Source organism: Terrimonas rubra, assembly GCF_042686025.1.
Classification (GTDB): domain Bacteria; phylum Bacteroidota; class Bacteroidia; order Chitinophagales; family Chitinophagaceae; genus Terrimonas; species Terrimonas rubra.
Map to the genome: position 1 here is coordinate 2334902 of NZ_JBHUOZ010000003.1, position 13758 is coordinate 2348659.

Consider the following 13758-nt stretch of genomic DNA (forward strand, 5'->3'; position numbering starts at 1 on the left):
TATAACTTCAGCCATGATCGGCAAAAAGCCGCCATAGTTAAACAAAACACCACCACATTTAACAAAAATGATCATCCTTTAATTAAGTTCGGCAAATGGAACTGTTTTTGTAGTTTTAATGAGGGCAATGACCTGCTTTTAAATTATCCGGTACTGATGAACGAAGCAACACATACTTACACGGCTATTATTGTGGACGACAATGATGTGGACCGCCTGCATACACAGGTAATGGTGAAAAAATACCCCTTTATCGAGATAAAAGGGGTGTACGATAATCCCCTGGAAGCCTATACCGCTATTGAGGAGCAAAAACCTGATATACTTTTCCTGGATATAGATATGGAAGATATGACCGGACTGGAACTACGTCGTAAACTCGGTAATCAACAAGCCTGTATCTATATTACCTCCTACCCCGATTATGCTTTGGAAAGCTTTGAGCTGGCTGCACTTGATTTTTTGGTAAAACCCATCAACAAAGCCCGTTTTGACATGACGATGGAAAGGTTACAGCAATACCTGGATATAAAACACAAAGCTGCTTTGTTTGAGTGTAGCCTGGGACAGGATGCGGTTTTTATTAAAGATGGTCACGAACATATAAAATTACAACTGCAGGATATTTTATACCTGGAAGCGTTAAGGGATTATACCCGCATCGTTACCCCCGCCAAAAAATATTGTGTATTAAACCTGCTGGGAAACCTGCTACAGGAAGCCGCATTTAAAACCTTTGTACGTATCCACCGCAGTTATGCTGTACAAAAACATTATATCCATAAAATAACTTCTACAGAAGTGTATGTTAACGAGATCACCTTACCGGTAGGACGCAGTTATAAAACTGCTGTAGAATCTTTATTACACCACTGATCCGATCATGCGATTACTGATAACAATATGCCTGTTCCTACTTTGCTGTCATAAAATGACCGCACAAAATAATAATGCCGTACTGGATTCGCTGCTGCGCCTGTTACCTACGCAAAAAGAAGACAGTAATCATATAAACCTGCTGAACGAATTAATGTACCAGTACATGACTTTTGATACGAAAAAGTCATTGGAATATGTTAACCAGGCTTTGGCCCTTTCCGAAAAGATAAAATGGGAACAGGGCATTGCAACGTCTTCCCGTTATAAGGCCACTTTATTTTTAGAAACGGGTAAACTGGATGAGGCTTTGCCCTTGTATGAACGGGCCCTTGTTATCAGCAAAAAAAAAGGTGATTACCTGGGTGAAGTGATGATAAACTATAACATGGGTACCTTGCTGCAACATAAAAGCGATTTTGTTAAGGCCTCGGAACACTACTTTAAAGGCATTAAGCTGGCGGAAGAAAAAAAAGACAAAAGCCTGGTTGCACCAGGTAAATATTATGTTTCAGTGATCTTTGCACAACAAAATGATTTTGAAAAAGCAAGAAAGTATGCTTTTGAATCTTTAAAAGTATGCGAGGAACTAGATGATATTTATTACCCTGGCCCTATACTGGAAACCATTGGTTATACTTATGTGAAAGAACAAAAAAGAAAAGAAGCCACTGATTATTATTTAAAATCCCTGGCTTATTACGATTCCAGCAATAGCGAAATGGGAAAGGCTAAAATTTATGGCCAGTTAGTTGAGTGCTCCAGTGATGATCCTGCCAAGCAATTACACTATATACAACAAGCGGATGCTATCTGGAAAAAACTGGAAATAGAAAATACCTATACCGTTAATAATACCGGTAACCGGGGAGTGATTTATTACCAGCTTTATAAAAGCGACAGCCTTTACCAGGCATTACCCGATAGTTTAAAACTACCCCGAGCCACATTACTGCAACAATCTAAAATATTATTACGGGAGGCTATTACCGATTGTGAACAAATGAACATGGGTGACCTGCTGGTACAATTTTATAAATTTTATGCCGATATACTGGCCGATACAAAGGACTATCAAGGTTCGCTGGAATATTACAAAAAATCTGTAAAGCTGCAGGACTCGCTTTTTTCGCAGGAAAGTAAAAACAAATTAGCCGGTATTGAAAGCCAGCGGGCATTGGAACTTAAGGATAAACAGTTACTCATCAACAAACTGGAAATAAATAAAAAACGGACTGAACGCATCGGGCTTATCGTAGGTATAGTAGCCCTGGTAATAATAGGGACATTATTATTTTACCAGAGCCGTAACCGTAAAAGAAATAACGATACCCTGTTACAGTTAAATAACGAATTAAACGAAGCCAATAAATTAAAAGCAAAGTTTTTCGCCATACTGAGTCACGACCTCCGTAGCCCGGTGGCCAGCCTCATCAGCTATTTACAATTACAGGATGAAGCACCGGAAGAAATGGACGCCGCTACCAGCCAGGCATACAAAAAAAATATTCAGCAAACTGCCGCTGCCTTATTGAACAATATGGAAGCCCTGTTAATATGGAGCAAGGGCCAGATGGAAAATTTTAAACCATATAAACAACAGGTAATGGTAAGCAGCCTGTTTCACTACCTGGATAGTTATTTCCAGAATAAAGATGTAACATTTCATTTTGTAGATGGGAAAGACACCAGCCTGTATACGGATATTAATTATATGCAGACCATTATGTATAACCTCACTGCCAATGCGGTGAAAGCAGCAGCGCATAGTACCAGCCCCATGGTGGTGTGGCAGGTGGAGATAAAGGATAATAAAACCATTTTATCCATTAGCGATAATGGTCCGGGCATGACGGCCGCACAACAACAGGTACTTTTCAGCAATGACAGTTATAACAACCATAAAACGGGTTTTGGCCTGCACATTATCCGCGACCTGGCAAAATCAATTGACTGTACCATCAGTGTAAACAGTGAAGCCGGTAAAGGAACTGTGTTTATGCTGGAAGTGTAAATCGGGCTTTTCCTTACCAGTTTATATTACCTCCTTACCATATTTTTTATAATAGGCAATGAGCCAGGCCACAACTTCGCTATAGGTTTCAAAGCCGGAAGGCTGGTTATTGGCTTTCAGGAAATGTCCGTACCCCCAGGTCATAACTGTTTCCAGCGGGTTACGGTATTTGCGCAGGTAGCTGCGGTACTCCTCAATATCGGTTATTACCTGTGGATGAAGATCTTGCTGGTAGTGACGATATAAGGCGGTATCCCTCCGGGCCAGTTCACGGCTGGCATAATTATACATATCGAAGTAAACAGAATATTTAAATACCGGTGAAGGATGGGTTCTGCAGGCCAGGAAGCCTACAAAGTTGGCTTCATTCTCTTTGGCATAACCCAGCTGATGCGCTATTTCATGCGTAGCTACAAAGGGATGCAAAGAGGCCGGAGTATAAGTGTTTACCTGTGCCTCACCGGAAAACGGATTATAGTAACCCTGAAAACCCAGGTAGTTCCCGATATAGCTATACAGGGATGGTTTTACCGATTTGGGAGAATACTTCAGGAAAGTAAATTGTGGCGTGGCACTGGCAAAAGCCTGAGCAGCTCCTGAAAACAAAGCTGATTTACGGTGAAAAGAATCGCGGCTTTGTTCGTTAATAAAACCGGCCTGGTAATTTAAATGATCATGCAAGAGGTTCACCAGCGTGTCCAGGTCTTCGGTAGAATATTTCTGCACCTTTAATTCCAACTGTTGTGCAATACCTACCCTGTTATAATTTAATCCCCACAATACATTGAAGAACACATATACAAACAATATTAAAAAGATAAACTGTTGCAAGGCTGCGGCAAAATACACCCGGTTGAGTTTACGCTGTAACAACAACCTGAAAAACTTGACCACCCTGAATACCAGCACCAGGATTAAAAAGAGGTAAAAAATATCACCGATACTGAAAGGTATCCAGCCCAATAAAAACCGCTGCAGCTTGGCAATAACCGGGTAAACGCCATAGGTATAATTGCGCTCGATCCAATCGGGGTACAGGGATACCCATTTAACCACAATAGCGCCCACGATCAATAATATCCAACTCCAGCTTTTTAAAAGCCTTTTAAATAATCTTGAAATAAACTGTTGCAAACCCGTAAATTATAGGTGGTTGAAACGGGAAAGTTAAGATTGTTAAGGGTTTTGGCAAAACGGGGTTTAGTTAAAAAAATTCCTGCCGGTTTTCCGGAACAGGGTATAAAACAATTTATACCTACCTTTGCATTGGTATTGGTGTAGTACAGACCAGCGATAATTTATTGAAAACCCAATACTTATACTATTTTTTAGGGGCCAGGCAGGTCTTTTAAAAATAATATAAGATGGAACAGTATTTTTTAGCTGAAAAGTATTACCTTTGCCCACTCTTAAAAGTTGGCTCATGGGGTATAGCAGAGACTTTGAAATAGCATTTGTTGGTTTAAAACCAGGTACACACGAGTTTGACTACGAGATAACTGATAAGTTCTTTGAGACATTTCAGCAGCAGGATTTCAAGAACTGCCATGCAAATATTAAGTTGACGCTGGACAAAAAGAACAGCTTCATGCAACTTAAATTTGAAGTGGGCGGTAAACTGGAAAGTTACTGTGACCGTTGCGGTAACCCGCTGGTAGTTGATCTGTGGGACGAGTTTAATATTATTGTTAAACTGGTAGAAGAGCCCGAAATGATGAACGACCAGGAAGGTGACCCCGATGTTTACTACATTGGCCGTAACGAAAGTCACCTGGATGTGGCCAACTGGATATACGAGTTCATTAACCTGAGCTTACCCATGCAAAAAGTATGCGGCCAGTTTGATAACGGCGCCACTACCTGTAACCCCGAAGTGCTGAAAATGTTAGACAACTTAGAACCCGAGCAGGAGGAAGAAGAAGACAAAACAAACCCTATCTGGAAGGACCTTGAAAAGTTCAAAAATTTAGGTAACAATTAAATAATATTTGATAACTGATATAATAGCATAGACATGCCAAATCCCAAACGCAGACACAGTCAGCAAAGAAGCGCAAAACGCAGAACACATTATAAAGCTACTTCAGCTACTTTAACTACCGATAGCACTACCGGCGAGATCCATGTTCGTCACCGTGCACACGTAAGTGAAGGTAAATTATTCTATAAAGGAAAAGTTGTTAGCGAAAAAGCTCCGGCAAAAGCTTAACTTCTGTTTTTTTTACTCAATTTTGATTCCAAATCTATAGCACCGCTATTAACGGTTTGCTATTGGGTTTGGAATTTTTAATTTTTGGAAACAACCCTTCGTTATGGTAATTGGTATTGACATGATGGGTGGCGACTATGCCCCCCTGGAAGCAGTTAAAGGAATTAAAGATTATTTCAACGCCGTACAATCGCCCGCTACCCTCCTGCTTATTGGCAACGAGGAGCAGGTAAACCCTTTGCTTACCGAACACCAGTTAACCGGTACACCTGTAAAAGTGGTACATGCCCAGCAGGTTATCGACATGCACGAACACCCCACCAAAGCATTAAAAGAAAAACAGCAATCCTCCATTGCCATTGGTTTTCATTTACTGGCAAGCGGTAAAATAGATGCTTTTATCAGTGCCGGCAATACCGGGGCTATGCTGGTAGGCGCTTTATTCAGCATCAAAACACTGGAAGGTGTTATCCGCCCCACCATCTCCAGTATTATTCCCAAAACAAACGGCGCTACCGGCTTATTGCTGGATGTAGGCCTGAATGCCGATTGCAAACCTGAACAACTGAACCAGTTTGCTACCATGGGCAGTATTTATGCCCAGCAGATATTAGGCATCAACAGCCCGCGTGTAGGTTTATTAAACGTGGGTGAAGAAGAGGGCAAGGGCAACCTGCTGGCCCAGGCAACCTATCCTTTATTAAAGGAAAACAATAAAATAAACTTCATTGGTAATATCGAAGGCCGTGATATATTGATTGATAAGGCCGATGTGATCGTATGCGAAGGCTTCACCGGCAATGTCATCCTGAAAATGGCCGAATCACTCTACGATATCAACCCGCAAAATGCCGCCAAAGACCCTTATTACAGCCGTTTCAATTTTGAAATATACGGCGGCACTCCCGTTTTAGGTGTAGCCAAACCCGTTATCATCGGGCACGGCATTTCCGGCGCTATGGCTTTTAAAAACATGATCATGGTAGCCGAAAAAATGATCCGGACCGATGTATTGCAGCAGATGGGTGAAGCGTTGAAGGGGTAGTTGGGTATTCAGCATTCAGATGTGAGGATTCAGATAAGAGTATTTAGATATTAGTATGGAGATATTAGTATGGAGATATTAGTATGGAGATAATAGTATGTAGATATTGAGTAAATTTTTATCAATAGGCTGTATACCCGGTACAATATACTTAATACGCTATACCACTTTCTTTAACTTTACCAAATGGACATCCGCTTACTGGTATTACGCACAGGTTCGCCCGAAAAAACAGCTGCATTCTACAAACTCCTGGATTTAACTTTTGATTACCACAAGCATGGTAATAGTCCCTACCATTATACCACGCAAATAGGAACAACGATCCTGGAAATATACCCGCTGGCCAAAAATCAAACAGAGGCAGATAAAAATCTCCGGCTGGGCTTTACTATTGATAATTTTGATACCACCATTGATACATTAAAACAACATCATGTTCCCTTTATACTGGAACCCACGCAAACCGATTTTGGTTTTATGGCCATCATTACCGACCCGGACGATAGAAAAATTGAACTCTACAAAAAATAGTGTAAAAATCAGGTAAAGCATTTTAAAGTCTATATACCATATACTGTATACTAAATACTTCCCTTTCAAATCAAAAATCTTAAATCCTAAATCCCCTCCACATTTCTCTTTTTAAACTTTCCTGATTACTTTTACCCCATGTTGGCCCTTAAACTCTTATTCTTTATTTCCCTGTTCATCATCTTCTATAGTTATATCGGCTATGGTATCGTTATCTGGATACTGGTAAAAATTAAAAATGCGGTGAGTGGTAAAAAAAAGCTGCCGGCTAATGACTTTCATCCGCCGGTAACCCTGATCATTGCCGCCTATAATGAAGCTGATTTTATTGAACAGAAGATTGCCAACAGCTTACAGTTAAACTATCCCGAAGATCAGTTACAGTTATTATTTATCACCGATGGCTCTAACGACGCAACACCGGATATTATTAAACAATACCCCCGTATCACCCTCTTACATAGTGATGAACGCAGGGGCAAGGTAGCCGCCATGCACCGGGCCATGGGTTTTGTCAACACTCCCTATGTTGTTTTCTCCGATGCCAATACTTTGTTGAATAAAGACAGTCTCATTAATATTGTCCGCCATTACCAGGACCCCAAAGTAGGCGGTGTGGCCGGTGAAAAGAAAGTGATCGCTACTACACAGGATGGCACTGCCGGGGCTGGTGAAGGATTGTATTGGAAATATGAGTCTTTCCTGAAACAGATGGACTCTGATTTTTATACCGTAGTAGGTGCGGCAGGTGAATTATTTTCCGTTAAAACCGACCTGTACGAAAACCCCGGCGCTACTACCCTGCTGGATGATTTTGTTATTTCTTTAAGAGTCTGCCAGAAAGGTTATACGGTAAAATATGCTGCGGATGCCTTTGCATCGGAAACACCTTCCGCCTCTCTTGAAGATGAACAGAAAAGAAAAGTGCGTATCGGCGCCGGTGGCTTCCAGTCCATGCTGATGTTATTACCCCTGCTTAACTTTTTTAAATACCCGCGTTTATCCTTTCAATATGTATCGCACCGGGTATTACGCTGGGCTATCTGCCCGTTTTTATTACCGGTTATCCTGCTGCTGAATATTGTATTGGTTATTTATGAACAGGGTTTTATTTACCAGCTGATACTGTTATTGCAGGTATTGTTCTATGCAGCGGCAGCAGGCGGCTGGGTACTGCACAAAAGAAATATCAAATCAAAACTCTTGTATGTACCTTACTATTTCCTCTTTATTAATGTTTGCCTGTACCTGGGTTTTGTACGCTTTGTAAAAGGGCGGCAGACTGTGTTATGGGAAAAAGCGGCAAGGGCGAAGTGAGGTAATAGTTCATAGATCATGGTTAATAGTTCATGGTTTACAGATATAACCACTAAATAATGTTGTAGTAAGTCGTTGCACTTCTCTGTGTTACTCTGTGAAAACCCTCTGTGTCACTCGGTGGTTCTGATCTATGGATTACGGTTTAAGGATATAGCCACAGAGTTAATGGAGTTAATACACAGCGTTGCACGGAGTTTTAAATACTGTTTTCCAAACTACTTGTTATACAAACTTATTCAATAAACGCTGTAATAAGATATTACACCACTGTGTCCATTCCGTGAAAACCTCTGTGTTAATCCGTGATACTTACTCCTCTACTGCAAAGTCTTTAATATCGCCTTCTGCTGCTGTGCAGATACTTTTTTCTTATTCTTCAATAAATTATAGGCCACGGATAAACGGATATTACGGGTTTGCGAAGCCGTTACACTGTGTAAAGTATAGTTAGCCCCGTATGTTGTACGGTTAAACTGCTGCTGCGAGAATATATCTATCAGTAATAAACCCACCGTCAGTTGCTTGTTCATCCATTTTGACTGTACACCAATATTTTGTTTGATACTGCTGCGGGAACGGCCCTGCGCATCGGCAATGGAATTATACCGCACATTCCCTTCAAAAGTAATACGGTCGCTTAACATGTAATTATAGTTCACACTGGCATAATAGGTACTGCCGTTACGGTAACGGTTCACTTCCCGGTCATACTTACTATACTGGTTATAGGTATAACCCATACTGGCATTCATACGCAGCTTGCGGGAGAAAGTATAACCACCAAAAATGGTAGCTTCATACTCTTCTCTATCCGTGATATTATTATAGGTGATCTGTGTTTTATCGCCGGGTATCAATGTCCGGATGGACTGGATAATATCTTTTACATAGTTATAACCCGCAGAAAAGTTTACATAATACTTGCCCTTATACAGGCCGAATGTCCAGTCAAAATTATCAGCTAGCTGTGGCAGTAGTTCTATATTACCAAACCGCAGATTATACGGATCACTATAATCAATACTCGGGTTTAACTGGTTAATACCCGGCCGGCGTACCGTTTTACGGTAACTCACCGAGGAATTCAATCCCTGAGCTTTCCATTCTTTGCGTACCAGTATATTAGGCAAATAACTCCAGTAGTGATTGCTGCTGTTATTGATATGATCGATAAAATTGAACTGTATGCCGGTATAATCGGCCTGCATACCGGCGACAATACGCCAGCGTTGCGGCAGGCTAACGGTTACGCCGGCCCTTAAGCTATGTACGGACTGGTTAAATTTAAAATCATTACTCATATCCGGCCTGTTGATCAGTTCCCCGGTTGATTTTTGCAGTACCGTAGTAGTAAGTGTATTGTGGAAATAACTGTTTAAAGTAGTGGCGCCTGTATTCAGTATAATGGCTTTGTTTAAAGGTTTGTTATAGGTAAGCCGTATATCCCAGGAGGTATTACGGTTATCCGTTTTCTGGTATTGCGTACTGTCCGTTCCCGTTGGTGCACCATTTGGCTGTAAAAACTGCTGGAAAAATGTACGGGTATTATCATACTGGCCAAAATTAAGCGCAGAGATGATGCGTAACAACTCCCGGCTATCCCTGCCCTTATGGGTATAACTTACAGAGGCCGATTCGGTGACCGTACCCCCATCAGTAGCATTACTGCGGGTACTGTAACGGTATAACTCATCAAAACGGTTGATGTTTTTGTAGGAAGTTTCACCCAGGTTATCGTAGAGATTAGCATTTAACAAACCGGTAAAACTCAGGATATTCCTTTTATTGAACTCATAATCCATATTCACCCGCAGGTTAGGACGCAGGTTCTTGTTATTATATTCATTGGCCGTTAATAAAGCATTGGAAGAGTCTGCATAAAAATTCTGCCGGGTAGAGTGACCGTCACCTACAACCCGCCCGGCACCGGTACCGGCCGTTATATTCATGACCAGTTTTTGGGTGCGGTAGGATACATTACCGGTTAAGGAGGCTTCACCCCGGGTACCAGCAACCAGGTTAATACGGCCCGTCAGTCCAACCCTTCCTTTCTTGGTAACAATATTGATCACCCCGCCCTCTTCATTGGCATACTCGGCAGGCGGGTTGGTCATGAGTTCTATCTTTTCAATCAGGTGACCGGGCATGGATTCCAGCAGATCGGCCAGTTGTTGTGATGTTAGTTCCGTAGGTTTTTCATCTATCAGTATCTTAGGTTCCTTTCCTTTCAGTAATATCTTACCATCCGCATCGGTAGATACAAGAGGCATGTTCTTTAATAGTTCGGAAGTACTGGAGCCGCTGCTTAAAGCCGACTCGCCTACATTGTAAATAATAGCGCCGTCTTTGGATTCGATCAAAGGCTTTTCATTATAGATCACCACTTCGGCCATTTCACTCAGCGAAGGATACATTTTAATATCACCCAGGTTAAAATCAAAACGATCCTCCCGGATATGAACACTGTCAAACAAAATAGTTCCGTAACCACTGAAAGAAAAACTGATGGAATAATAACCAAAGGGAATTTTATTGATCTCAAAAGCGCCACCCTTACCGGCCACGGTAGATAAAATGGCCTTTGTTGCACCCAGGGAGCGCATTTGTACATTAGCACCTTCCACTGCTTTGCCGGTGGTACTGTCAATAATATTTCCTATTACCAGGCCGAGTACCTTATCCCGGTTAGTATTTTGAGCCCCTATATTGGTGGTAATCAGGACAAAAAACATGATTATCAGCGGCTTGAACATCATCAAAATTAAAAATTTAACTGAAACGCCATCCACCGGTCATAAAATTTAAAATAAGTGCCGACGACCTTTTTTTTAAGTGCAGGTCAGTTGGGGACTAATAAAAATAAAGTTGAAACCACCTGTCATACTGTCAGCAAAACTCAGTTCTTTTATTTATCTTTGCCGTCTTATTTAATTTTTTTGACAAGATGTTGGATTTAGCTACAAACAAGGTACATGATGAGAACAGGCAGGGGGAAGCATATGCGCCCTTTGAATTAGATCCCAACTCATATAAAAAGCGTTTTTACATTGAGAGTTATGGTTGTGCCATGAACTTCGCAGATAGTGAAGTGGTGGCTTCCATTTTAAATAAAGAAGGCTTTGGTGCTACCCGTAATGTGGAGGAGGCCGACCTGATCTTCCTGAACACCTGCTCCATCCGCGAAAAAGCCGAATTGACAGTAAGAAAAAGACTCACGGAGTTTAAAAAACTGAAACGTGCCCGCCCCGGCACCCTGGTAGGTGTACTGGGCTGTATGGCCGAAAGGTTAAAATCTAAATTTTTAGAGGAAGAAAAACTGGTGGATATAGTAGTAGGCCCCGATGCTTACCGTACCCTGCCCGGCCTGGTGGAAGAAGCCGAAACCGGTCAGAAAGCCATCAACGTTTTATTAAGCCGGGAAGAAACCTATGCTGATATTTCCCCCGTCAGGCTGAACAGCAATGGCATCAGTGCTTTTGTCAGCATCATGCGTGGCTGTAACAATATGTGCTCCTTCTGTGTGGTGCCTTTTACCCGTGGCCGCGAACGCAGCCGTGAAGCCGCCAGTATTATCAACGAATGTAAAGACCTGTTTGAACAAGGCTACCGGGAAGTAACCCTGTTAGGCCAGAACGTAGACAGTTATTATTATACTTCAGCTAATGGTAATGAACAGTCAACCGCTGTAACTTTTGCCATGTTGCTGGAATCTATCGCACAGATATCGCCCCTGCTGCGTATACGTTTTTCCACTTCTCACCCCAAGGATATAACGGATGAGGTATTGCACACCATGGCTAAATACGATAATATCTGTAAATACATTCACCTGCCGGTACAAAGCGGCAGTACCCGTATTTTACAAATGATGAACCGTACCTATACCCGCGAATGGTATATGGCCAAGGTGGACAGGATCAAACAGATCATGCCCGATTGCAGCATCAGTGCCGATATCATTACCGGCTTCTGTACGGAAGATGAGCAGGACCACCAGGATACCATCAGCATTATGAAATATGCGCAGTACGATTACTCTTATATGTTCTTTTACTCCGAGCGTCCCGGCACACTGGCCCAGCGCCGTTATGCTGATGATGTACCCGAAGAGGTGAAAAAGAGAAGGCTGGCCGAAGTAATAGAGACCCAGAACCGTTTATCACTGGAAAGTAATAAAAGAGATATTGGCAAAGTGTTCCAGGTATTGATTGAAAGCGAAAGTAAAAAAAGCGATCAGCAATGGATGGGCCGCAGTTCGCAATACAAGGTATTCGTGTTTCCCAAAGGCAATTACGACCTGGCTCCCGGCTCCTATGTAAATGTAAGGGCAACGGATTGTACCCAGGGTACGCTGTTTGGAGAAATCGTGGACTAATATGCCAATTTGCTAATAGGCTAATTAGCCAATGATAAACGATAAATGACCGTCAGGCAATTAGCACATCAGCATATTAGCACATCAGCTAATTAAAAATAATATGGACATTCAAAGTATAAAAAACAGGTTTGGCATCATAGGCAATGCGCCTTCGCTCAACTATGCACTGCAGGTTGCGGCACAGGTAGCGCCTACCGATCTGACCGTTCTTATAAACGGTGAAAGCGGTGTGGGTAAGGAATCTTTTTCCCTGATCATTCATGCTTTATCCGCCCGTAAACATAATTCCTTCATTGCCGTTAACTGCGGCGCCATTCCTGAAGGCACTATTGATTCCGAGTTATTCGGTCACGAAAAAGGTGCTTTTACCGGTGCATCGGATTCCCGCAAAGGTTATTTTGAAACCGTAAACGGTGGCACTATTTTCTTAGATGAGATCGGTGAAATGCCACTCGGCACCCAGGCCCGTTTATTAAGGGTGCTGGAAGCCGGCGAGTATATCCGTGTAGGTTCCTCCAAAGTACAGAAGACCGATGTAAGGGTTATTGCTGCCACCAATAAAGACCTGTTGCAACTGGTAGAGAAAGGTAAATTCCGGGAAGACCTTTACTACCGTTTAAGCACGGTGCCTATCCGGGTGCCGGCCCTGCACGACCGCCCCGAGGATATTCATTTACTATTCCGCAAGTTTACCGCCGACTTTGCTGATAAATATAAAACCGCCTCTGTACAACTGGATGACGACGCTAAAAACGTGTTAATTAACTATCCATGGCCCGGTAATGTGCGTGAATTGAAGAATATTGCAGAGCAGATCTCGGTTTTATCAAAGGATAAATTAATAACAGCCAAAGAACTGAACCATTACCTGCAGCCTTATTCCAGCAACCGTTTACCCATGCTGGCGCAACCGGCAAGCGGCAGTGGCGGCTCACAGGATTTTTCAAACGAAAGAGAGATATTGTACAAACTTTTCTTTGACATGAAGAAGGATGTGACCGAACTGAAACGGATGTTCCTGGACGTGTTACAAAACCCTGCGGTGGTATCGCAAAACCCCGGGTTTATCAACGAATTGAAGGAGCTGAAAAGCCAGGACAACTTATCGGTATTGCCGCAGCAGATGAATGTACAGCCGGTACTGCAGCCTTCGAACAAGCCCATGTTCGTGGATAACAATGATATTTATGAACACGAGGAAGTTGAGGAAAGCCTGAATATTGTGGACAAGGAGAAAGAGCTGATCATCAAAGCCCTCAAGAAACATAAAAGCAAACGTAAGGATGCGGCACTGGACCTGGGCATCAGTGAAAGGACCTTGTATCGGAAGCTGAAGGAGTATGATATAGAGGATTAGGAATACAGATTTTTGATTTAGGATT

The 13758-nt window shown here is 42.2% G+C and carries 11 protein-coding genes; 9 read left to right on the top strand and 2 right to left on the bottom strand.

Annotation, left to right across the window (positions count from 1 at the left end; translation table 11 throughout):
* Positions 1-156: 156 nt before the first annotated feature.
* Together ACFS6H_RS18975 and ACFS6H_RS18980 are read left to right on the top strand one after the other, a co-directional pair.
* Entirely contained in the window at positions 157-876 is a 720-nt protein-coding gene (locus ACFS6H_RS18975) for a LytR/AlgR family response regulator transcription factor (protein WP_386102839.1), read from the top strand.
* A 55-nt stretch (positions 877-931) separates the two neighbouring features.
* The gene (locus ACFS6H_RS18980) at positions 932-2890 is read left to right on the top strand and encodes a tetratricopeptide repeat protein (RefSeq protein ID WP_386102842.1); all 1959 of its coding nucleotides are present in this window, start codon (positions 932-934) and stop codon (positions 2888-2890) included.
* A 21-nt stretch (positions 2891-2911) separates the two neighbouring features.
* On the opposite strand, the gene ACFS6H_RS18985 is transcribed toward ACFS6H_RS18980, so the two are convergent.
* Positions 2912-4024, bottom strand: coding sequence for a DUF3810 domain-containing protein (locus ACFS6H_RS18985; protein ID WP_386102845.1), 1113 nt, complete (start codon positions 4022-4024; stop codon positions 2912-2914).
* A gap of 289 nt (positions 4025-4313) precedes the next feature.
* Between ACFS6H_RS18985 and ACFS6H_RS18990 the strand changes: the two genes are divergently transcribed.
* The 5 genes from ACFS6H_RS18990 to ACFS6H_RS19010 all read left to right on the top strand — a co-directional run bounded on the left by ACFS6H_RS18990 (position 4314) and on the right by ACFS6H_RS19010 (position 7995).
* A complete protein-coding gene (locus ACFS6H_RS18990) occupies positions 4314-4871 on the top strand; it encodes a YceD family protein (RefSeq protein WP_386102847.1) in 558 nt (185 codons plus the stop codon).
* A gap of 33 nt (positions 4872-4904) precedes the next feature.
* The gene (gene rpmF, locus ACFS6H_RS18995) at positions 4905-5099 is read left to right on the top strand and encodes a 50S ribosomal protein L32 (RefSeq protein WP_386102850.1); all 195 of its coding nucleotides are present in this window, start codon (positions 4905-4907) and stop codon (positions 5097-5099) included.
* Between the two features lie 103 nt (positions 5100-5202).
* A complete protein-coding gene (gene plsX, locus ACFS6H_RS19000) occupies positions 5203-6144 on the top strand; it encodes a phosphate acyltransferase PlsX (RefSeq protein ID WP_386102853.1) in 942 nt (313 codons plus the stop codon).
* 186 nt (positions 6145-6330) lie between these two features.
* Positions 6331-6678 (top strand): VOC family protein, encoded by a 348-nt coding sequence (locus ACFS6H_RS19005; protein ID WP_386102856.1) that lies wholly within the window; start codon positions 6331-6333, stop codon positions 6676-6678.
* Between the two features lie 138 nt (positions 6679-6816).
* Positions 6817-7995 carry a glycosyltransferase family 2 protein gene (locus ACFS6H_RS19010; RefSeq protein ID WP_386102859.1) on the top strand — a complete coding sequence of 393 codons (1179 nt, stop codon included), beginning with the start codon at positions 6817-6819 and terminating at the stop codon, positions 7993-7995.
* 320 nt (positions 7996-8315) lie between these two features.
* Here ACFS6H_RS19010 and ACFS6H_RS19015 read toward each other — a convergent pair whose 3' ends face one another.
* Complete coding sequence (locus ACFS6H_RS19015; protein WP_386102862.1) at positions 8316-10730, bottom strand: TonB-dependent receptor domain-containing protein; 2415 nt, start codon at positions 10728-10730, stop codon at positions 8316-8318.
* Positions 10731-10942: 212 nt separating this feature from the next.
* Here ACFS6H_RS19015 and miaB point away from each other — a divergent pair, with 212 nt between their 5' ends.
* Positions 10943-12373, top strand: a complete 1431-nt coding sequence (miaB, locus tag ACFS6H_RS19020; RefSeq protein ID WP_386102865.1) for a tRNA (N6-isopentenyl adenosine(37)-C2)-methylthiotransferase MiaB — start codon at positions 10943-10945, stop codon at positions 12371-12373.
* A gap of 103 nt (positions 12374-12476) precedes the next feature.
* The gene (locus ACFS6H_RS19025) at positions 12477-13733 is read left to right on the top strand and encodes a sigma-54 interaction domain-containing protein (RefSeq protein WP_386102868.1); all 1257 of its coding nucleotides are present in this window, start codon (positions 12477-12479) and stop codon (positions 13731-13733) included.
* The last annotated feature ends 25 nt before the right edge of the window (positions 13734-13758 follow it).

Bases quoted from the DNA above. Each gene is read 5' to 3' on its own strand.
- rpmF (WP_386102850.1), top strand. From the start codon at position 4,905: ATGCCAAATCCCAAACGCAGACACAGTCAGCAAAGAAGCGCAAAACGC.
- ACFS6H_RS18975 (WP_386102839.1), top strand. From the start codon at position 157: ATGAACGAAGCAACACATACTTACACGGCTATTATTGTGGACGACAAT.
- ACFS6H_RS19025 (WP_386102868.1), top strand. From the start codon at position 12,477: ATGGACATTCAAAGTATAAAAAACAGGTTTGGCATCATAGGCAATGCG.
- ACFS6H_RS18990 (WP_386102847.1), top strand. From the start codon at position 4,314: ATGGGGTATAGCAGAGACTTTGAAATAGCATTTGTTGGTTTAAAACCA.
- miaB (WP_386102865.1), top strand. From the start codon at position 10,943: ATGTTGGATTTAGCTACAAACAAGGTACATGATGAGAACAGGCAGGGG.
- plsX (WP_386102853.1), top strand. From the start codon at position 5,203: ATGGTAATTGGTATTGACATGATGGGTGGCGACTATGCCCCCCTGGAA.
- ACFS6H_RS19010 (WP_386102859.1), top strand. From the start codon at position 6,817: ATGTTGGCCCTTAAACTCTTATTCTTTATTTCCCTGTTCATCATCTTC.
- ACFS6H_RS19005 (WP_386102856.1), top strand. From the start codon at position 6,331: ATGGACATCCGCTTACTGGTATTACGCACAGGTTCGCCCGAAAAAACA.
- ACFS6H_RS18980 (WP_386102842.1), top strand. From the start codon at position 932: ATGACCGCACAAAATAATAATGCCGTACTGGATTCGCTGCTGCGCCTG.
- ACFS6H_RS19015 (WP_386102862.1), bottom strand. From the start codon at position 10,730: ATGTTTTTTGTCCTGATTACCACCAATATAGGGGCTCAAAATACTAAC.